Annotated in this window: 15 protein-coding genes; 7 read left to right on the top strand and 8 right to left on the bottom strand. The window is 65.2% G+C overall.

Annotation, left to right across the window (positions count from 1 at the left end; all coding sequences use genetic code 11):
- The first annotated feature begins 35 nt into the window (after positions 1-35).
- Together VM621_RS13335 and VM621_RS13330 are read left to right on the top strand one after the other, a co-directional pair.
- Positions 36-1,688 (top strand): hypothetical protein, encoded by a 1,653-nt coding sequence (locus VM621_RS13335; RefSeq protein WP_325469457.1) that lies wholly within the window; start codon positions 36-38, stop codon positions 1,686-1,688.
- An 87-nt stretch (positions 1,689-1,775) separates the two neighbouring features.
- Positions 1,776-2,360: a fasciclin domain-containing protein gene (locus VM621_RS13330; RefSeq protein ID WP_325469456.1), complete on the top strand. Its 585-nt coding sequence runs from the start codon at positions 1,776-1,778 to the stop codon at positions 2,358-2,360.
- A gap of 32 nt (positions 2,361-2,392) precedes the next feature.
- Here the strand turns inward: VM621_RS13330 and VM621_RS13325 are convergent, their stop codons facing one another.
- Together VM621_RS13325 and VM621_RS13320 are read right to left on the bottom strand one after the other, a co-directional pair.
- Entirely contained in the window at positions 2,393-5,308 is a 2,916-nt protein-coding gene (locus VM621_RS13325; protein WP_325469455.1) for a type 2 lanthipeptide synthetase LanM family protein, read from the bottom strand.
- Between the two features lie 68 nt (positions 5,309-5,376).
- Positions 5,377-5,565: a DUF6229 family protein gene (locus VM621_RS13320; protein WP_325469454.1), complete on the bottom strand. Its 189-nt coding sequence runs from the start codon at positions 5,563-5,565 to the stop codon at positions 5,377-5,379.
- 289 nt (positions 5,566-5,854) lie between these two features.
- On the opposite strand from VM621_RS13320, the gene VM621_RS13315 reads away from it, so the two are divergent.
- Together VM621_RS13315 and VM621_RS13310 are read left to right on the top strand one after the other, a co-directional pair.
- Positions 5,855-7,492, top strand: a complete 1,638-nt coding sequence (locus VM621_RS13315; protein ID WP_325469453.1) for a cyclic peptide export ABC transporter — start codon at positions 5,855-5,857, stop codon at positions 7,490-7,492.
- 191 nt (positions 7,493-7,683) lie between these two features.
- Positions 7,684-10,266, top strand: a complete 2,583-nt coding sequence (locus VM621_RS13310; RefSeq protein WP_325469452.1) for a hypothetical protein — start codon at positions 7,684-7,686, stop codon at positions 10,264-10,266.
- 7 nt (positions 10,267-10,273) lie between these two features.
- On the opposite strand, the gene VM621_RS13305 is transcribed toward VM621_RS13310, so the two are convergent.
- Both VM621_RS13305 and VM621_RS13300 read right to left on the bottom strand, forming a co-directional pair.
- A complete protein-coding gene (locus VM621_RS13305; RefSeq protein ID WP_325469451.1) occupies positions 10,274-10,804 on the bottom strand; it encodes an AraC family transcriptional regulator in 531 nt (176 codons plus the stop codon).
- 57 nt (positions 10,805-10,861) lie between these two features.
- Positions 10,862-13,909, bottom strand: a complete 3,048-nt coding sequence (locus tag VM621_RS13300) for a sensor histidine kinase (RefSeq protein WP_325469450.1) — start codon at positions 13,907-13,909, stop codon at positions 10,862-10,864.
- A gap of 183 nt (positions 13,910-14,092) precedes the next feature.
- On the opposite strand from VM621_RS13300, the gene VM621_RS13295 reads away from it, so the two are divergent.
- Positions 14,093-14,710 carry a response regulator transcription factor gene (locus tag VM621_RS13295; protein WP_325469449.1) on the top strand — a complete coding sequence of 206 codons (618 nt, stop codon included), beginning with the start codon at positions 14,093-14,095 and terminating at the stop codon, positions 14,708-14,710.
- A gap of 8 nt (positions 14,711-14,718) precedes the next feature.
- On the opposite strand, the gene VM621_RS13290 is transcribed toward VM621_RS13295, so the two are convergent.
- Genes VM621_RS13290 through VM621_RS13280 form a run of 3 tightly spaced genes read right to left on the bottom strand, consistent with a single transcriptional unit; the run spans position 14,719 to position 18,730 of the window.
- Entirely contained in the window at positions 14,719-17,001 is a 2,283-nt protein-coding gene (locus tag VM621_RS13290; protein WP_325469448.1) for a xanthine dehydrogenase family protein molybdopterin-binding subunit, read from the bottom strand.
- Positions 16,998-17,489 (bottom strand): (2Fe-2S)-binding protein, encoded by a 492-nt coding sequence (locus VM621_RS13285; RefSeq protein WP_325469447.1) that lies wholly within the window; start codon positions 17,487-17,489, stop codon positions 16,998-17,000. Before VM621_RS13285 ends, VM621_RS13290 begins: the two co-directional genes overlap by 4 nt.
- On the bottom strand, positions 17,486-18,730 hold the full coding sequence (locus tag VM621_RS13280) for a cytochrome c (protein WP_325469446.1): 1,245 nt from the start codon (positions 18,728-18,730) through the stop codon (positions 17,486-17,488). The genes VM621_RS13285 and VM621_RS13280 overlap by 4 nt, the downstream gene beginning before the upstream one ends.
- A 191-nt stretch (positions 18,731-18,921) precedes the next feature.
- On the opposite strand from VM621_RS13280, the gene VM621_RS13275 reads away from it, so the two are divergent.
- On the top strand, positions 18,922-19,230 hold the full coding sequence (locus VM621_RS13275; protein ID WP_325469445.1) for a GNAT family N-acetyltransferase: 309 nt from the start codon (positions 18,922-18,924) through the stop codon (positions 19,228-19,230).
- The gene (locus VM621_RS13270; RefSeq protein ID WP_325469444.1) at positions 19,227-19,847 is read left to right on the top strand and encodes a response regulator transcription factor; all 621 of its coding nucleotides are present in this window, start codon (positions 19,227-19,229) and stop codon (positions 19,845-19,847) included. The genes VM621_RS13275 and VM621_RS13270 overlap by 4 nt, the downstream gene beginning before the upstream one ends.
- A 34-nt stretch (positions 19,848-19,881) precedes the next feature.
- Here VM621_RS13270 and VM621_RS13265 read toward each other — a convergent pair whose 3' ends face one another.
- Positions 19,882-21,519: an NAD(P)/FAD-dependent oxidoreductase gene (locus VM621_RS13265; RefSeq protein WP_325469443.1), complete on the bottom strand. Its 1,638-nt coding sequence runs from the start codon at positions 21,517-21,519 to the stop codon at positions 19,882-19,884.
- Positions 21,520-21,549 lie beyond the last annotated feature (30 nt).

The following is a 21,549-nucleotide window of genomic DNA, read 5'->3' as shown; positions in this document are numbered from 1 at the left end:
AGGGTGCACAAAGGTTCCGCGACCATCATGTCCCCATGCGCTTTCACGCCCTGCTATCGAACACGACGATTCGCCGTTGTCTGGGGCTGATGGCCCTGCTCGCCCTGCGCATAGTCTGGCTCAGGGCCTACCCGGTCAATTCCGACGAGGCGCAGCATGCGCACATAGCCTGGAGCGTCGGCCAGGGCGAACTGCCTTATCGCGATGTCTTCGATAACCACGGCCCCCTCTTCAGCACGATCTATGCGCCGTTGATGCACGCGCTGGGTGAGCGATCCGACATCCTCGTGTGGCTACGACTCGCCGTCGTGCCCTGGTACCTCCTGGCGCTGCTTGGGACGTGGTTCCTGGCGCGCCGGCTCTATTCCCGCGGCGTGGCCGATGCCTCCGTCGCGATGGTGGGCCTGGCGCACTTCTTCTTCGTCAAGATGGGAGAATTCCGCACCGACGATCTCTGGGCGGCGCTGTGGTTATGCGCCCTGGCAGTGGCCGTCCATGCAGGAGGACGGATCTGGCGTTGGGTCGTGGTCGGGTTCCTGCTGGGCGCAGCGTTGGCCGTGTCGCAGAAGACGCTGCTTCTCTGGTCCACTGCCCTGCTCGCCGCCGGCTGTGTCTGGGCGACCCCCTGGCGCAGCGATGCCAGGCGTCTGCTAAGAGGCGGCCTTGCCGTGGCGATGGGCGCTGTCGTCGTGCCCGGCGTGTTCGCCGTGTGGCTGGCGATGCAGCATGATTTCGGCCCGGCATGGTACGACCTGGTCACTTACAACCTGGCGCCCACGGGAGACCCGGCCCGTGCCGGGCCGAAGATCCTCTACGCGATCCTCGCCGTGGCGATCGCCGCGGCGACGGCCAGCTGGCTGCGCCGCGCCAGGTACACCGAACCATGGACGCGATGGCGCCTTTTCCTCGTCCTTCAGGGAACGCTCTTCGGATCGCTCATCTGGTTCGCATGGCCCCTGCGCACCGCGCAGGACTATCTTCCGGTGATTCCCACGCTGTTCGTGTGGCTCACCGGAACCCTCAGTCGATCGGGAGTACTGAGAGGCCCACGGGCGGTCACGACCGTCGCGCTCGTCGTCGCCGTGGAACTTGTCTTCCTGGTGACGAAGGCGCCGCCCTGGCACGATACCGTGGCGCCCCAGGAAGCGCAGTTGCGCACCGTGCTCGCCTGTACCACTCACGATGACACCGTCATGGATGCCAAGAGCGGTGCCATCTTTCGCCAACGGCCGTATCCCACGGTGCTTGAGGCCCTCGCACGGCGGCGCTTCGCCCATGAACTCGCGACCGACGACATTGCGATGTCGCTGGTCGAACGTCGCACGATGACGGTGATCGTGGGCGGACTGCCGCCCGCGACCAAGGCGTTCGTCGCCCAGAACTACCTGCCCGGCACGGGGAACGTTTCGATGGCTGGGAAGATGCTTCCCGGGCGCGGTCACAGGCGCGCCTTTGAAATCGCTCTGCCAGGAAACTACACCGTGGCCGATGGCACGGTTGAAGTCCCCGTATCCATCGACGGCGGCCCCTCCGCATCGCGGTGGTACCTATCGGCCGGCACGCACTCGCTTGAAAGCTCGTCCGATCGACGGCTCGTATCGATATGGAGCCGTGCATGGAACTGTGGCTGGCGTCCCACCGTCACGCCGGGTGTTCCGGCAGCCCCGGACACTCCGCCTGATGAGTGAAGGCGCCTTCACGGACCGCCGCGCATCCGCGCTTTCCTTTCTTCCGTATCACTACACGCCCACTAAAGGGCCAACGGAGGATCTGCTATGAAGACGAATTCCATGAACCGGGTGTTGCTCGCCGCACTGACGCTCGCACTCGGTTTGGCTGTTACGGCGCCGGGCATCGCCCAGCACGCGATGAGTGCCGAGCACACCGTCATGGTTGGCGGCGCAGCGATGTATCCGACGAAGAACATCGTGCAGAACGCGGCCAACTCAAAGGACCACACCACCTTGGTGGCTGCGGTGAAGGCAGCCGGCTTGGTCGACACGCTGTCCGGTACCGGTCCATTCACCGTCTTTGCGCCGACCAACGAGGCCTTCGACGCACTACCCAAGGGCACCGTGGACAACCTGGTGAAGCCGGAAAACAAGGACACGCTGACCAAGATCCTCACCTACCATGTGGTCTCTGGACGCTACACCGCCAAGGACCTGATGGACCTGGTCGCTAAGGGTGGCGGCAAGGCCTCGTTGACGTCCGTGCAGGGCGAGCCTCTGACGGTCATGCAGTCGGGCAATACGCTGACCGTGACCGATGCCAAGGGCGGTGTCGCCCATGTCACGATCGGGGACGTGATGCAGTCCAACGGCGTCATCCATGTGGTCGATAAAGTACTCATGCCCTGAAGATGGGGGGAGCTGGCGGGCAGACGCGATGCTCAGGCGCGGTCCGCCGGCTCCAGCAGGTCGCTCGTCTCGGGAACGGGCCCAGGCGTGGCCCGTCCAGTTGCCCTGGGACTGCGCACATACTCGCCGAGCCTGCACTCCATCAACAACGGCGAGGGCATGTCGCACTCCGCATGCATGCGATTCAATTGATGGATCGAGCCGGAGATGCCACTCATGAGGCCCGGTGTGAACGCGTCGCGCGCTAGTCCGCCGACGATGCCGTGCTCCTCGATACTCGACAGGATGATCGCGATGCCCGGCAGGTCCTCCGGCGGCACAAGGCCGGGATCGATCTTGCGGGCACGCATCAACAGTTCCCACGTACTCAGGTCGCCGTGGCACAGCGTGTGGCTGTAGCCCCAACCGCCTTTGACGGCGGCACGCGTCGCCCGTTCGAGCGTGCTCAGGTGACGGGCTTGCCCGGTACGCTCATAAAGATCGCACGCAGCCAATCCGATGCCGACGCTGCCGTGGCACCACGTATTGGCGAAGTCGCGACTGTCGGGTTTGCGGACGTCGATCCAATTGCGGTTTTCGACGTCGTAGAGCGATTCCTCGAAATCGAAGGCGCGTTCTGCAAGAGCGAGCCAGCGCTGCCGGTCGGCAGGCGTACCCGACGGGCTGAGGCCGAGACGAACCAATGCCCAGCCGGTCCCAGTGGCGCCATGGGCGAAACCGCCGATGGGTTCGCTGAAGATCGAGGCGGGCCAGCGTGCGCCGCGGGCATCGACGATGGCCGTGGCTTCCAGTCGATGGCCCGCGCGTGCCGCCACGGCGTGCCAGCGCGCGTCGCCCGTGGCGTCGGCCAGCTGCAACAGGGGGACGATGGCGCCGCTCACGCCTTCGAGGATATCGAGGACGCGTTCGTTCTCGATATCCCAGCGTTCCATCACGGTCGCCTGCTTGATGGCGTTGGCCAGCCATCCGCCGCCCGGGCAGAGCGCGTCGAGAGTGAGCCACGTAAGCACCTGCGATCCCAGGCCGATGAAGCCACCGATGGCTTCCGGTTCGTCGGCGACTTCGGCCTTGCCGAGCACACGCAATACGCCGTCGAGCGCCGCGGTCACGCCTTCGACATCGTCGGCGCGCCCGAGCGTCACCTCGCGCGCGTAACCGGCCAGTGCCAGCGCGATTCCCGACAGGCCGACGTAGAGGTTCGGTTGCAGGGTACGCATGGTCCAGCCGCTGCGTCCGAGGATCGGGCTGATCCACGTCATCGTGCCGTCGCGGCCGCGTACGGACAGTCGAAGCATCTGTTCGACGGTTTCCTTCGCCATGGCGCGGCGACGGCGATCGATATGCTCCGCGTGCGGGCGGCGGGCCGAGAGGTCGTAGGGCGAGCGTTTGTCGTCGTTGAGGCGCACGTTGAGGTGCGCGGTCACCAGCGCGCCTCGAATGGTCAGCTCTTCCATTTCCACGCGCATGTCGAGCCAGGCCATGAACACCTCGTCGATCTGCGGCTGTGCCAGCAGGTTGGCGAACACGGGAATATCGCCGTGGCGCATGTCCTCGATTTCGGCTGCGATGGACTCGGCGTCCCCGGGTGCCACCGGCGACACCGCCGCGTTGCGTTCGAGAAGGTCGGTCGCCCGCGCAATGGCCGAGGGCTCGTCGTGTAGCGAGGCCGGGTGCCAGAGCATGCGCATCACTTCGACGTACGACTGGGTCGGACGACGGATGCGGCGGATACGGCTGCCGCTGAACGCGGCGATTCGCGGGGCGAGGGTGCCAGCGCGATGCAGATCGACCAGGCGTGAGGTGAGTTCCTGGAAGCCCGCGACGATGTCTTCCCAGAACCGCGATATGTCCGGATGCATGCACGGATGGTTCTTGGCCTCGTCGATCTGCACGTCGACCAGACCGACGCGCGCGTCGCTGGTGCCGGCGTTGACGATCTCCGGGCCGCGGATGGTGGGTTGCTCGCCCTGCAAGGCCCCGATAGCGGAGATGTCCACGCCGTCCAGGCCGAGCGCCGGAGCCCGGAAGGGCACCAGTCCGGTGCGCAGGACCGACGAGCGTATGAGGGCTTGCGCCAGGTCGACGGCTTCGCCTTTGCCAGACGGCGTCACCGGCTCGTCCGTGACGAACAGGCTTTCCACATCGACGACGTAGGGCACCGGGCCGCAGGCAATCAGGTTCTCATGGTGGATATCGGTACCGCCGAGCAGGCGCATCACCGCGAGCCAGTGACCGATGTTCCGGTAGAACGCGACGAGCTCCGTATCGTCCGCGCAGAAGACGTGGTCGACGTAGCGCGTCCAACCATAAGCGCCGCGATCCAGGACGGCGGGAACGCGGATGCGTGGCGATACATCGGCGAGCAGCCACTCGAGGAAGGATTCCAGTGTGGCATCCACTCGCAGCGAGCGGGGCTTATACATCACCGTGCCGGTCGCGAAGACCACGCGTGCCACCGTTTGCCCGCCGTCATGGACATCGCCCTGGCCGAGGTCGACCGCGCACAATCGACCCATGGGCTGGCCAAGGAATGACGCGATCCGCTCCCGGTCGGCCACGAGGCGGGACGCGAGGGTGACAATGCCCCGGCCCTGCTGCCTCAGCGCCCGCTCCAGGCGTGGCGCGAGGACGGGATAGCGTCGTTCCAGCGCGAGCGGAAAGTCGGACCGCGTGGCCTTGGCAACGAACTGCGCGAACTTCGCTGCTTCATCGGCGGCCGTCAGTTCACCGGACAGTTTTGCCGCATGCAGTTCGAGAAGGAGCACGCGATTGAGCTTTCGCGCCGCGTTGTCCAGCAATGCGCGGTCGGCGCTGCGGATGAGGATGTCTTTTTCATCCTCGCTCAGGCCCGCTTGCGCGGCGAGGTCCTCGGCGAGTTGCCGCCTGACGCCGGTCGTCAGGAACGCGATGATCGGGGCGAACGTATCGTGCGGCTGCGAGTCGGCCATGGACGGATTCCACGCGTTGGCGAGAAATAGCCGTGGGGGTTAGCCACGGCTATCGTTACTGCCGTTGGTCAGCAGCAGAAACCCGGCCGCGAGGCCGTACAGGAGCTACAGTTCGAAGCCAGGGCGATATCGGTATTGGTGAACGCCGCGATGGTGGTCGCGTGTCCCTCGGTGTAAAGCGATCCCGCCGGATTGTCATACCCATCGACGCTATCGGCACCACTCAACCAGCCAGCCAGGATCTTGTCGGTCTGCATATTGAGATACTCCACGATGTGTTACAGGTAGGCGCCCGAAGGTGGCGCGACGCCACCGCAGCGAGCGCTTCCGCGGTGGTGTCTCCTGCGTTGCCAAGGAAAGCGGACGCAGGTTCGTCTCGACGGTCCACTCAAGGTGCGTCGGACGTGGCATCTTGCTATGAAAGAAAGCCGCGCTTGTCTGACGATGCCGAATTTGCACACAACGCGATGACACGCGAGCGCGGGCGGATGTGACAGTGCGCAGGTGAGCCAGGTTCGGCACAGCCTCCATCAACCGGATCAGTCGATGATTCTCAAGCGTTTCCTTCGCCGACATCGCAGCCCGTTGCTTGCCGCCGTCGTTCTCTCCGCGGCGAGCGCGCTATCGACCATGGCCTTGCTGTCGCATATCAATCGGATGGCTGCGGGAGGCTTGGTCGCGCTCGGTGCCAGGCCGCTGGCGACCGGGATCGGATGGCTTCTCGCGCTCCTGGCATCCAGTGGCGCGTCGCAGTTCATCCTGGCGCGACTGGGCGCATCGCTCGTGGCCCAGTTGCGCGTGGATCTATCGAACAAGTTCATCGACCTCGAATACGAAAAGATCGCGGACAGGAAGCACTCGATCGTGGGCTCCCTGATCGAGGACGTGGCGAGCATCGCACCGCTCGTTCTGGTCGCTCCCCTGCTCGCCTACAACATACTCCTGGCCGCCCTGTACGCCGGTTACCTCGCGAGCGTATCGCTGCCGCTGTTGGGCATCCTGCTTGCTTTCCTCGGCTCGACCCTGCTCGTCTCGCTCACCCTGGAGAGGTTCCTTCGCAGGCGCTTCGATCGTTTGCGCGACGCGAGCGATAAAGTCTTCGAATACTTCCGTTATCTCAGCGACGGCAAGAAGGAGATGACGCTGAATGTCTCCCGGGCCACCTACGTGGCCGACGAACTCCTGGGGCCTGCGATCCAGCGAGCGCGTGCCCTTTCGGTGCAAGTCAACACCGGGCTGGGCTTCAACGAGGCCTGGTCATCGGCCGTGGTCTACGGATCGGTGTTCCTGATCGTCTATCTGGGCTACACGGTGTTGGCGTTGCCGCAGGCCACGATCGTCTCGTTCGTCATCGGTGCGCTGTTCCTTAGTGGGCCCGTCGCGTTCATCGTGAGCGCGGCACGGCAGGTGGGCGTAGGCACGGCGAGTCTCCGGCATCTTCAGCGCGTGGGACTGGACCTCGCGCGCGAAAGCGACGAACGGACGCCGGATATCGCCTCCGTACCACGGGAGGCATGGAACTGTATCCGGCTGGAGGACATCTCCTACACCTATCCCGGTGATGCCGAACCGCGAGTGGCCCTAGGGCCCGTGAACCTCGAGGTCCGGCGCGGTGAGATGGTGTTCATCGTCGGCGGCAACGGGAGCGGCAAGTCGACACTTCTGCTCGTGCTCAGTTCGCTGCTGACACCCCGGTCGGGCCGCGTCACCGTCGACGGCGTGCCGCTGGACAAGGGTGTTCATCGCTACCGTGAGCGCTTCACGGGTGTCTTCGGTGATTTCTTCCTCTTCCCCCATGTCATCGACGCGAAGGGTCGGCACCTCTCGGACGAACGTATCGGGCAGTTGTTGACCGCGCTCGGCCTGGGCGCCCATGTGCAAGTCAGCCAGGGCGAGTTGTCGAAGCTGACCTTGTCGACAGGGCAACGAAAGCGCCTGGCGCTGTTGCAGTGCTATGCGGAGGATCGCGAGATCTTCTTCTTCGACGAATGGGCGGCGGACCAGGATGCCCATTTTCGCGATTATTTCTACCGCACGTTGTTGCCCGAGCTGAAGGCGCGCGGCAAGACCGTCATTGCGATCAGCCACGACGATCGCTACTTCCACGTCGCCGACCGCGTCGTCAAGCTCGAGGGCGGAACGATCGTCGAAGATTCATGGAAGGACATAGCTGTCGCTGGGTAGATCCCGTCGTCCCAGTCCTGCCTTCCATCAGGTGGCCGTGCATCGCCGCCGTGCGATCTATCACAGTTCGGCGGAGCGGTCTGCAGGATCGGCAAGCCGGGTACCAATCGTGCAATCGGCCAATGCAGCGGCCCCCTACGGTCTGCATCCGCGTCCGCCAGGATGCCTCCGCCGCTGCGTATCGGGATCCCATGAATCGCACATCACTTCCCCGCGTCGCCACCGTCGCGTTGCTTGCCTTCGTTCTCGGGCCCGCCTTCGCAGCCGACACGCGCGTCCACTTCTCGCAGGTCACGGCCCCCTCCCCTGTGCAGCTGCCCCTCGAAGTGCTCGGCGACGGCAATCCCGACGCACCGCTCGTTGTCGAGGCAGGGCTGGCACTGTCCTCCGCCGATCTGTCCGCAACGACGCGCCTGTGGTTCGTCTGTCACCGGTGTGGCTTCTACGGTGCCCCCGAGTTCGAAGCCACCACGCATGCACCGACGACGGTCAAGGCGAGCTTTCGCATCCTTGGCGGCCTGGCACCGGGTAACGACGGCTCGGTAGCCTGGACCGACATCACCGACGCGAACGTGACCCTGCCAGACGCCGAGCGCATCCACGGCGGCATCAACGGTGGGTTTTACACCACGCACATCACCGTGCCGCTCGATGCGGCGACGCGGGCACGTCTGGTCGCCCTTCCCGCGAGCAACCGGATACAGTTCCGCTTCAACGGCACCGACGGCGAGTCCAACGGTTTCCGGATCGTCGACCTCCAATTGCGCGACGAAGGCGGCAAGCAACGCGACAGCCAGGGTGTCGTGCGTGTCGATCCCAAGCTCGAGCGGACCGCGGGTGCGGTATATACGGCCGACGTCGATACCGGACGCGCCCTATGGTATGGCCGCGACAGCAACAAAAAGTCGTCGATCGTCGATCGCACGATTCACGCCGCATGCGCGCAGTGTCATGCGGACAATGGTCGTGACCTGGAGTACTTCAATTACTCCAACAACGCCATTGTCGCCCGAGGCCGGTTCCATGGCCTGAGCGACACCCAGGCCCGGCAGATCGTGGCCTATCTGAGGTATTCGTTGCGCGACGTGCCGTTCGCGGCGCTGGCACGTCCATGGAACCCGCCCTACCAACCCGGACCCGGCATGGACTGCACCGGACCCGCCTGCGAGATCGACTGGGCCGCAGGAGCCGGCATCGACGCCGTGCTCGATACCGCTAGCGAAGCGATGCAGGCCCTGTTTCAGAAGCCCATCGGCGGCTCGCTTTCGCTGACCCAGGACGACATCGATCGGGTCATGGATCCCCATACCACCCTCAACGTACGCGAAACGCGGATTCCCATGCAGTTCCCGGACTGGGATGCATGGCTGCCGACCATCCATCCCGACGACATCTGGGCCGACGGCGGTGCCACCGGTTCGTTCGAGGACGGTGCCGTGTTCAGCGCCACCGCCAATCGCAAGCTCGACCCCAATGGGCAGTATCACGGCGTGGTGTCGTGGCTGGCGGCGCATCTGAACCCGAATGGCGTTCGCGGCGACTGGAGTCACCTGAGCCCGGACGACCGCAGTCAGGCGCAAACGATGTTCACCGACTTCGGATGGGAAGCCTACAACTTCATCGGCGGCGGACGCGGCGATCATATTTCGACGAACGGCGTGTTCGGTGCGCAAGTCGGCGGCGATGCCCTCCGCGCCCTCGCATCGCCGACGACGATGTCCAGTGGCTCACCGAGTGCGTTCACCCGCGAGGCGTTTGTCGAGCGTGCCGTCAGCAGTGTCCTGCACTGGAGCACGGTCAAACAATGGGAAATCACCCAGGACTATGCGCTGGAAGGTAACCAGCAATGGTTCATTGGCGAGAAGGATGCCGTCTCGGGCGCGTGGAACGGACGCGGCGAGGCGCACGGATGGGTCTTCAACGCGCCCAGTGCGTTCTACCTGGCCCCGCACATGCTCTACCAGGACGCCTACGACGCCAACGGCAATCATCGCCAGTGGATACTCGGCTGGGAGACCGACAACGTCGTCGCGTCCTATTACCGTACCAACCAGTGGTACCAGCTGCAGATGACCATCAACGCCGGCGGCCAGAGCGGCTGGGTCAATTACCCCATGGACTGGCCCTACCTCACCGGCTTCGACGAGAACCTGGGCAACCTCGTGGGCGATGCCGATCCCGTCGCCAAGGCGCAACAGAGCACGCACTTCGTGCGCCTCCTGCAGGCGCGCATCAAGTCGGCGCAGTACGTGAACAACGACATCGTCCTGTACGATCCCAACCAGCCCGATCTCGTCGCGAACGCAGGGCGCTATGGTCGCGCGCAGACCGAAAAGCACCTTACGCCGACCAACTTTATGGACAACGGCGTGGCGCTGGGCATCTGGCCCTCCAAGTACCGCTTCCTCGACGAGCTGCAGCCCGGCCTGTTCCTGGAAGTGGTAAACGGCTCGATCGCACAGTTCAACGGGCTGTACGCCACTACCGCTCCCTCCGCGTGGCGCCGCTGCGACCCGTCGAACACGATGCTGGGTGACACCGAGACCTATTCGGGCTTCCGCTACTGCATGGATGCCGGAAGCACGCCTCTGGGCGTGGACGGCAACGGCCGGAAGTACATGATCCAGGACCCGTACTACCGCTCGAGCACGGAACAGACCGATCAGTTTGGCGTATGGGAAGCCACACGCATGGGTGCGGAGCCCAAGCGCCTTGCCACATGGTCCGCATGGTTGAATCGGGTGTGGCCTGCGAGCGGCAACGCAACGCGGTAACGACGGCCTACCTGTCACCTGTCGACGTGGCATTCCTTCGGTAGGCGTTCGGCGTCATTCCCATGGCCGTCTTGAAGGCTCGCGTGAAGTGAGCCTGATCGTTGAAGCCGCAAACGATCGCTATGCCGGCAATGACCTCGCTGGTTTCCTTCAGTCGGGAACAGGCGTACTCGATGCGCTTGCGGTGCCGCCAACGATGCGGGCTGTCACCGAAGGTCACCTTGAAGGCCCGCGTGAAATAGCCTCGTGAAAGCCGGCACGCCGTGGCCAGCTCGGTAATCGCCAGTGGCGCATCCAGATGCGCCAGTGCTATCTCGTGCACGATGCGTACCTGCCAGGCGGCCAGGCCGCTTGCGGCACGGCGATAACTCACCGGGTCGAGGGTTTGTCGGTGAATGTGCAGCGCCTGCGCGATGTAACGCGCACAAGCGGCACGATCGACTCGCTCGATATCGGCCAGCTGAGAAAGCGCATGATTCAGAAGCTGAAGAACCGCACGCGCTGGCGCGTCGCCATCGCCGTCTCCCGGCGAGGGCATGGGAGTATCGAGTCGCATTTGGGCTCACCATCTTCACTGTCGAAGACGGTTTAGATCCTATCCGCGAGCGGCTCGGAAATGACCCCCCATACGGGGGGACTGAGTTCTGGAGAGCGGGTGAATCGGCGCCGTGAGGATGATCTTCGTGCTGCCCGCCCGAGACTCGATCGAGAGGGTGGCACCGATCTCCGCGGCGCGTTCGCGCATGGTCACCAGTCCCCAGTGCCCGGCACGGCGGCCATCCGCCAGGACGGCATCGGGAATGCCTCGACCATTGTCTTGCACCTCGGCGATGAGTAGCGCATCGGTGTAGCGAATGCTCGCCTGGACATGGCTTGCTTCGGAGTGAGCGAAGGCGTTGTGGATGGCCTCGCGCATGATGTCCAGGACAGCCAGATGCGACACATCTTCCAGAGGCGATTCCGGCCCTTCCACGGTGATGTCGAACGCGGCCGAGCTGGCCGTCGCGTGGTCGTCGCCGATAAGGCGGAGCGCCTCGGGAAACGGCATCCGCTCGGAAGCGACGCTACGCAAAGCGATGACCCGGGCCCGTGCCTCCAGAACCAGGGACGACATCTGCGCGGCGACATTCCTGAAGCCCGATCGCATGTCCTCCGGCGCGCGGGCATCGCGCCCCCATGCCGTCACCCTCAGCATGACCCCCGCCATGCCCTGCAGCATGGAGTCGTGCAGTTCGCGCGCGATACGGTCGCGCTCGCGAAGCTTGGCCATGGCACGTTCTTCATGACGCCGGCGCACGACCGACATCCGATAGAAGTGCCCGGCGACGCCCAGACCGAGGGCGAGCAGAGCCAGCAGCATGGCGAACCACACCGTCTCGACGAAGGCAGGCCTGCCGCGGACGTGCGCCGAGAAAACGCTGGGTGACCAGTCGCCGCTCGGTCCTCTTGCCTGCACCTCGAGCTGAAAGTCGCCCGGCGGCAACGCTGGGTAACTCACCTTGGCGTTGTCCTGCGCATAACGCCAGTCCTTATCGAGGCCAAGCAGTCTGTAGCGCAGATCGACGAAGCCCGGGTTGGTCAGCGACAAGCCGGTCATCTCGGCGTCCAGCGAGCGATCGTCTGCCGCGAGTTCGCCTCCCGCAGCGAGCAGGGATACGCCTTTGCCACTGCGCATGAGCGTGATGGTCGGCGCCACGCCACGATCGGGGCGAAGGGCCTTTGGATCCAGGGTCACCAATCCCGATACGCCTGCCGCCCAGAGCAGCCCATTCGCGTCCACATTCAGGGTCGGCACCGGACGTACTTGCTGAGCCCCACCCGGCATGCCGTCGGCGGTGGTGACGATGCGGAAAGGCAGGTCCTGCGGCGGTCCCGTTCGCAAGCGGGCAAGGTCATGGGCCTCGATCTCGATCAGCCCGCCCAGGGCGTTGACCCAGACATCGCCTTCCTTCGTTCGAACGATCCCGGTTACGCCTCTGAGCAGACCGTGGCGCCGCAGTTCGATCGGCTTGAACTGGTTACCCTCCAGCAGGACCATCCCCAGCTCGCCGCCCAGCAGCAACGGCTTGCCAGGGCTGATCGCGGTGATGCCGCCGATGGCAGGGACCTGGCGCAGCATTGGCGATGACGTCGAACCCACGGGGAGCTGCGCGAGCGATCCCTCTGGGAAACCGAACCAGGTCGTCCCGTCTTCCTCGATCGCCCCCGCCGTCGGATACGAGGCGGGGAAGCCCACGGCTGGGCCCACATGACGCCATGCCTTGCCGTCCAACAGGAACAGCCCACTGCTTCGGATACTCAGCCACAGACGTCCTGCCGTGGCGGGAAGAACGAGCTGGACCGGGGTGACCGGGATGGACGGTCCGGCGTCGGGGCGCGCGAAGAGGGTTTCGAGCTGTTTACCCACCAGACGGTAGATGGCATCGTCGCCGCCCAGGACGGCGCTGCCGTCGGCAAGACGGGTGAGCGCCGAGATGGGACCCCCGCCCGTCACGGGTTCAACGCGATCTCCGGAAATCACACCGATCTGGTTGTTGGCACCGCGCGTATACGTCGTCACCAGGGTGCTGCCGTCGGCCGATGGCAGGACGCCGAACCACCCAAGCCGCTTCTCGAACACGGTCACCGGCGTAACCGCTGCCCGGTGCAAACGGACGAGGCCCTGGCGAGCACCGACCCATACATCGCCGGTCGCGTCGATCATCAGCGTAACCGCCGTGATCGTTCCTGCCGGGATGACCGACTCGCGGGTCGGACGGCGACCGGCCTGCATATCGGCCATGGCGGATTCGCCGCTCGCCCGGCACAGGCCATCGCAACCCTGCTGTATGGTCCAGAACGTGCCGCTGCCGTCAAAGGCGGCGATGTCGTTCGTGTTCACCGCGGCCGGAACCGTCGGCATGCGAACGCCGGCCACCTGGGCATATTTTCGATAGGTCGTCCAAAGTCGGCCCACGGGGTCGGGCACCAGCAGGCCCGAATAGACAATCGGCTCGTCGAACCTCATGACCTGGACGAAGCGCTGCGAGTGCTTCGCCAACCGGTAGGTCGCTTCGCCCGCCGTCACGATCATGTCGCCGTCGACGTCGGTCCTGGCGGTCTTGATCGGGGCGTCTGGCAGCGTCCAGCCAGCTTTGTCGCAGCGGACCCAGCGTTGCCCCTCGAGCAAGTAGAGACCGTCGTCGGTGAAGGCGAAGCTGCGTCCGTCGCCGTGGACGAATACCCCGTCGATTCCCTTGGCAGGCAGCCCCGGCGGCACCGTGACGGTCCGTCCGCCCGGCCCGAGATGGGCCTCGAGCGTATCCGCGTACAACACCCAGAGGCCGCCCGCCGTATCCGGAACCACATCCGTGACCTGGCCAGACGCATGGTATGGCGCAAGCGCCATGTCGAACTCGCTGAAACGATGGCCGTCGAAGCGAAACAGTCCGTTGTTCGTTGCGAGCCAGATCCAGCCATCGGCCGTCTGGGCCAGATTCAAGACGTTCTGGGGAGCGCCCTCGGAGGCACCCCAGAACGTGACGACGTATCCCGGCACCTTGATCTCTTCCGCCGCGGCACCGCTCAAGCCCGGCAAGAAGAGCGCGACAGAAACGAGCGCGGTCCGACCCCGCAGGAACCACCTGCGCAGCGCATGTTTCATGTGTTCACCCGTACAATGGCAACTGTCCCAGGTCGTTGACTTCGGCCCCCGTGGCCTGGGTATAGAGGGCATATACGACGGGCTTTCAGCCGGCCAGTCAATAGGCGATCCGGGCAGCGCCACCCGCCGGATGCGTGTCCACGGTATCCTGACCTCGCACCGCTCCACCGAGCTTCCAAGCCTATGCCCGCGCTTCGCATCCTCGTCGTCGACGACCATCCGCTGTTTCGCGTCGGCGTGACGGCCATTCTCACGTCCGAGGCGGATCTCTCCGTGGTGGGCGAGGCAAGCACCGGGACCGAAGGCATCGAGGCGTTCCAGACGTTACGTCCCGACATCACGCTGGTCGACCTGAAGTTGCCGGACATGGACGGCGACCAGGTCATTACGACCGTACGCAAGGCCACGCCCGCCGCAAAGTTCGTGGTCCTGACGACCTATGGAGGCGACGCGGCAGCGCGTCGCGCCCTTTCGGCCGGGGCTCAGGGTTACCTTCTGAAGACCTCGCTGGTGAACGAGCTGGTCGCAACCGTTCGCGCGGTGCACGCCGGCCAACATCACGTGTCGGCGGCTGTGGCGAAGGAACTGTCCGAACACCGCAGTGACGAATGCCTCACGGAACGCGAGATCGCCGTGCTGCGAGGTGTCGCCGCAGGCATGGAGAACAAGCAGATCGCTCAGTGGCTGGGCATTTCAGCGGATACCGTCAAGGAGCATCTTTCGCGCGCCATGGCAAAACTCCACGCCTCCAATCGATCCCACGCGCTCGCCATCGCACTGTCGCGTGGATTCCTGGCCTGACTCACCCTCTATGTCCAAAGGCCGTGCACGACAGGCAGCTGCAGAGGACGGTGCCCCACGGCCTGCTCCACGGCGCTGACGATGGCTGCCGCCGTCGGTCCCTGGGCGATTTCGGCGGCGCCCAGAAACGGCATCCCCGGCCGGTCGAGCATATGAACATCGATGCGGCCAGGGACCTGGGGAAAGCGGAGTATGGGATAACTCTGCCAGTCGACGCTCTTCACCCCCTCGTCGCCGATCAGCACCTGTTCGTAAAGCGTCCAACTCGACGATTGCACGATGCCCCCTTCGATCTGATTCGTCAGACCGTCGGGGTTGACGATCTGGCCACAATCCACCGCGGTGACCACGCGAACGATCTCGATCGCGCGCTTCTCGTCGTCGACAGCGATTTCGAGCGCCAGGGCGCAGTAGCCCATGAGGTTCTTGTACCGAGCGAACGCGAACCCTGCCCCGTGCCCGCGCGGAAGTCGCTTCCGATCGCGCCACCCGAACTCGTCGGCCGCTCGCTGGATGACTTCCCTGGCGCGGGGATCGTCCAGCTGCGCCAACCGGTAGTCGACGGGATCCTGCCCATGCCTGGCGGCCAGCGTGTCCATCATGCTCTCGATGGTCACGACGTTGATGTGTGCGCCGAGCGATCGCATCGCCGAGGTGCGAAAAGGCATCTGCGTGACAAAATGCATGTCGACGCGAACGGACGCTGCGCGGTAAAGCGGCACCGCGTTCCGGTCGGCATCGCCTTCAGGCTGGGGGATCGGCGACGGCGGTGACGGTGCGATGGAAGCCCCGATCAGCCATGCCGGCAACAAGCGACCGGGATCGGTGATACGCGAGTTGTGCGGCGTGCTCCATAGCGCGTGCCGCCAGTCCAGCAGCGCGCCCTGCCCGTCCGTCGATACGTCCAACGAGGTCGCCATGGCAGGACCGAGTGGTTCCCAGCCCGCCTCCTGGTCGCGCATCCACTGCACGCGAATGGGATGCCCGGGCACGCGGTAAGCGAGCAGGGCCGCATCGGCCGCTACGTCGTCGGCGCCGTTGTGGCCATAGCATCCGGATCCTTCGACGTGGATGCATCGCACCTGCTCCTTGGGTAGCCCGAGCAAGCCCGCGATACCGGCGCGCAACGGAAAAACGCCCTGGCTATGCGTCCAGACCGTCAACATGCCATCGCGCCACACGGCCAGTGCGCAGGAGGGACCGATCGACCCATGCATGACGTACTGTTTCGTGACGTCGAGGCGATCCGCAGACCGCCCGGTCATGGGGGGTGGCAAGGGCGCCTCCGGCACCGGAGGCGCCTGATGCACTGCGCCTCCATCGGTCTGTGTCGTCACATAATCCAGCCGCGGGAGCCGCCTGAGCAGGTCGTGGATCGTCGCGTTGGTGGGAAAGCGTTCGGTCTGCTTCCAGTTGGCTGTGGACTGGAGGGTTCGCATCGCGACGATCGCCTGCCATTCATCGCGGGCGATGACGGCAAGATAGTCCCCGTCCCGCACGACCTTGACCACGCCGGGCAGCCTCGCCACGGTATCGACATCGGCACTGACCAGCGTCGCGCCGTGGTTCGGCGGCCGAACCACACGCGCATGCAGGAGTCCCTCCGGTCGCATGTCCTGTACATAGGCCGCGCCGCCGGTGACTTTCGCCAGAATGTCGACGCGCGGCACGGGCTTGCCGATGTACTTGAATTTCGCGGGGTCGGCAGCGGGCGACGTCTCCTGGGCGAACCGGTGCAGGTTCACACCCATGGCCGCTTGCTCGTACGACAGCTGCCGGCCATCCACTGCCGAAATGACCCCGTCGCGCAAGGTCAGTGTCTCGGCGCCGACGCCCATCTTCGACGCGGCTGCATCGACCAGCATCTGGCGCACCTGCGTAGCGGCGTGGAAGATGGCGGTGCCGCCGTCGGCCATGGTGTGGCTTCCTGCGGTGTAGCCTTCGTCGGGCGTCAGCGCGGTGTCCGCCGTGATGAACCTGAACTTGTGTAGCGGCATGCAGAGCTGGTCGGCCGCCACCTGCCAGAGTGCCGTCTTGACGCCGGTGCCCAACTCGACCTTGCCGCTGCAGACCGTGACCCCGCTTGCGTCGATCTTGATCCAGGCGTCCAACATCGGCTCGATCTTGAGATCGCCCGGGAGCTTCGGATTCAGGATCGTCGCGCCCAACGTGTTTTCCTGGCCTGCGCTCACGCGTAACGAGCCAAACAAGGCAAAGCTGACCATCAGGCCGCTTCCCGCCAGAAAGGCACGGCGACCGGCGTTGAACGATTCGAGCGGATGATCGCTCATGTCTCTCCCCTGGTCGGATCGGACGATCGCGACAGCCCTTTCTCCGCCACGGCGCGGATCGCCTCGAGGATGCGCATGTGCGTCCCGCAGCGGCAGAGGTTCGGGCTCATGTGGGCGCGAATCTGTGCCTCGCTCGGATTCCTGACGCGCTCGAGCAGTGCCTGCGCCCGCATGATCATGCCGGCGATGCAGTAGCCACACTGGACCGCCTGTTTATCGATGAACGCCTGTTGCAGTGGCCCTGGCGCCTCTGCCGTGCCGAGCCCTTCGATCGTACGAATCGCACGGCCTTCGGCGGATGCAGCGGGATAGAGGCACGAAAACACGGGGCGGTCGCCGACCAGTACCGTGCACGCACCGCACTGCCCCATGCCGCAGCCGAACTTGGCGCCATTGAGCGCCAGCTGGTTGCGCAGGACATACAGCAACGGCGTCGCCGGATCGACGTCTACCTTATGTATCGTCCCGTTTACGCTCAGCTCGATCATTTCGGCAGCTCCTCGCGAGCTTCGGCCACACGTTTCTCGACATCGTCCCACGCCGGCTTGCCAGGCACCGTGGACCGAAGATAGGCCACCACATCGGTCACTTGCTCATCGGTCAGTACATCGGCGAAGGCAGGCATGTATTGTGTGTTCGCGGGACCGTCGGGCCACGGAATCCCTTGCATGATCGTCATGATGGCATTGCGTGGCGACGGGCCATACAGGGCGGAACTCAAGCCTAGCGGCGGTCGGCCAACGTGCGTGATCATCGGGCTGCCCGGCCCATGGCAGATCGCACAGGCACCGTCGAACAACGCTCGTCCGCGATTCACCTGCGCCGTCGACGCGGGCACGATCGCTGCCGTGGTCGGGACCGGCACGGACCTTTGCAGGGTCAGGATGTACTCGGCCATGGCGGCGACATCGGCGGGCGCCACCGACGCCAGACTTTCGGTAACCGGCCGCATGGGGCCGGCGGCGGCGCCATGGTCCGAGGCAAGGCTCCCCGAAAGGTAGTCGGACAGTTGCTGCCGGGTCCACGGACGAGGTGCCCAGGCCAGTTCGGTCAGCGCCGGCGCGTGCCAGCCCTCGATATCGCCACCGCCCAGGTGCTCCGCCTGTTTCTCGCCACCGATGATGCCCAACGGGGTGTGGCACGAGGAGCAGTGGCCGAGCCCGTCGACCAGGTACCGGCCTCGCGCCTTTGCCGACCCGTCGGCAGCGGGAACGGCACCCTCGTCAAGGTAGAGAAGGTTCCATACCGCAAGCGCGGGACGAAACCTCAACGGCAGGGGCAGTTCGTTGTCCGGTGCCGTCGCTTGCACAGCCGGCTGCGACATCAGGAAGGCATACGCCGCCCGCAGATCGTCGTCGGTGACCTTGGTGTAGTGAATGTAGGGAAATGCCGGATACAGCAGATGACCGTCCCGGGAGACGCCCTTGCGCATGGCTCTGACGAAGGCCGCCAAGGACCATTGCCCGATACCTGTCGCCGGGTCGGGCGAAATGTTGGTGGTATAGATGACGCCGAACGGCGTATGCAGCCCCAGCCCCCCGGTGAATGCCCTGTGGCCCGCCGGCGAATGGCAGACGGCGCAATCGCCTAGGGCCACGACGGCGCGGCCCCGCTCGATCAGTGAACGAGTAAGGTCGACATCGGGCCTCGCGACCGGAGCGATCGCCGGCTGCCATGCCACTGCCGCAAAGGCCGCGATGCCAACGACTGCGATGGAGCCGATCGCCACTAACCACTTTTTTCTTCTTGTCATCGACCGCCCCGCGAGACATGCGCCCCTGTCGCTTCGCGCCCATGTTCCGGCAACCCGCGAGTGCGGGATTGAAAGAACGTCATTCGACATTAGTGCAAGCCCGGTACCCGGGCACCGTGTACGTTGGTCGGGTCGCCGGGAAACCGGTTTTCTGGGACGGAGCCGGAATGGCAGCAGACGTCGTCATCAGGGACGAGCCTGCGGAAGGTCGCTTTGTAGCGCAACTGGGCAACCAGGCGGCAAGCGCCTGGTACACACGCAGCGAGCGGGCGTTACGTTTTGAGCGAGTGGATATCTCGCACGAGTTGCAGGCCTGTGGCGTGGGGACTCAACTGGTACGCGTGGCGCTCGCCAGGGCACGCGAGAATGGCCTGCTGGTCGAACCGGCGTGCGACCTGTTCGTCGACTACATGCGTCGAAATCCGGAGACTCAGGACCTCCTTACCAGCGACGGTTGGCGCCTCGTCCGCCTATGACCCGGAACCTGCGCGTTCTCGTCATCGACGACCACCCGATCTATCGCGCGGGCATCGTCGCGATGATCGACGGCACCGCAGGCATGTCGGTCGTCGGCGAGGCGGCCGACGGGCGCAACGCTATCGACAGCTTCGACGCACTCCGCCCCGATGTCACGGTCGTCGACCTGGAACTGCCGGATATGGATGGCGTCGAGCTCATCAAGGCCATCCGGAGAAAGGCGCCAACGTCGCGCATCGTCGTCCTTACCAACGTCGGCGGCGATGGCCCTGCACGCCTGGCCCTCCGCGCCGGCGTGCAGGGCTACCTTCTAAAGACATCCGTGGCGACGGACCTGATCGGGGCGATCCGGAGCGTCCACGGCGGCAAACATCAGATCGCCGCCGCCGTCGCCCGACAACTGGCCGACCACCCAGGCGAGGAATCGCTCTCGGACCGGGAGCTGTCCGTGCTTCGGGGCGTGGCCGCCGGGCTGGAGAACAAGCAGATCGCGCTGCGCCTGGGCATCTCGGCCGAAACCGTCAAGGAACACGTGTCGCATGCCTTGGGCAAGCTGCGGGCGAACAACCGGACCCACGCGGTGGCCATCGCGCTCGACCGCGGCTTCCTTCGCTGAAACCCGTTGTCCAGGCAGGGACGCCGGCCAGGAGCTAGCCAGCGATGAGGTTGATACTCCGCGCCACGGCCTCCGCGACGCGAATGCCGTCGACCGCGGCGGAAAGAATCCCGCCCGCATAACCGGCACCCTCGCCAGCGGGATACAGGCCGCGCGTGTTGAGGCTCTGGTAGTCGTCGCCGCGACGGATTCGCACCGGCGACGACGTGCGGGTTTCGACGCCGGTGAGCAAGGCATCGTGCATGCCGAAGCCCTTGATCTTCCGATCGAACGCCGGGAGTGCTTCGCGGATGGCGTCGATGGCGTAATCGGGCAGTGCCGATGCGAGATCGGTCAATTGCACACCGGGCTTGTACGAAGGCTGCACGCTGCCGAATTCGGCGGAAGCCCTGCCCTTGATGAAATCTCCCACCAACTGGGCCGGGGCACTGTAATCGCGTCCGCCCAGTTCATACGCACGCGACTCGAGCGCGCGCTGCAAGGCGATGCCGGCCAGCGGACTGCCGCTGTCGTCGAAAGCGGCGAAATCCTCCGGCTCGATCCCCACCACGATCGCGGCGTTTGCGTTGCGCTCGTTGCGCGAGTACTGGCTCATGCCGTTGGTCACCACGCGCTCCGGCTCGGACGCTGCCGCGACCACGGTGCCGCCGGGACACATACAGAAGCTGTAGACCGAGCGACCATTCTTGCAGTGGTGCACGAGCTTGTAGTCGGCCGCGCCAAGAAGAGGATGGCCCGCCTGCGGCCCGAAGCGTGCCTGGTCGATGATCGACTGCGGGTGCTCCACGCGAAAGCCGATGGAGAATGGCTTGGCCTCCATGTACACGCCGCGGTCGTGCAGCATGAAGAAGGTATCGCGCGCGCTGTGGCCCACGGCCAGCACGACATGATCGCTCAGCAGTTGTTCGCCGCTGGCCAAGACCACGCCGCGCAGCTGGCGTGTCCCGTCGCTGGCGGTGTCGACGAGCACGTCGTCGACACGTTGCGTGAAGCGAATCTCGCCGCCCAGCGCTTCGATGGTCTCGCGCATGGATTCGACCATGGTGACCAATCGAAAGGTGCCGATGTGCGGCTTGCTGACGTAGAGGATTTCCTCGGGCGCGCCGGCCTTCACGAACTCGGTCAGCACCTTGCGGCCGTGGTGGAGCGGATCGGAAATCTGGCTGTATAGCTTGCCATCGGAGAACGTCCCTGCCCCGCCTTCGCCGAACTGTACGTTCGATTCCGGTTCCAGCTTGCGCTTGCGCCACAGGCCCCAGGTATCGACGGTGCGCTCGCGCACCGCCTTGCCACGGTCGAGGATGATCGGCTTGTAGCCCATCTGCGCGAGCAGCAGGCCGGCGAACAGGCCGCACGGCCCGAGGCCGATCACGATAGGGCGTTGCTGCAGATCGGTCGGCGCCTGGGCCACGAACCGGTAGCTGGTGTCCGGAGCCGGCTGCACGTGCTTGTCGTCGGCGTGCCGCCTGAGCAGGCTGGCCTCGTCCGCCACGTCCACGTCGAGCGTGTAGATCAGCTGGATGTTGCCGCGCTTGCGCGCGTCGTGGCCACGACGGAACACCGTGAAACCGAGCAATCCGCTCTTGCCCAGCCCCAGCTTGGCGCGGATGGCCGCCTCGACGGCGCCTTCGGCGTGGTCGAGCGGGAGCTTGATGTCGGTGAGTCGGATCATGCGGGCGGGGAGTCAGGCAGCGTGGCCGCG

The sequence above is a fragment of the Luteibacter sp. genome (assembly GCF_035539195.1).
Lineage (GTDB): Bacteria > Pseudomonadota > Gammaproteobacteria > Xanthomonadales > Rhodanobacteraceae > Luteibacter.
This window is presented reverse-complemented; position numbering and strand designations above follow the sequence as displayed.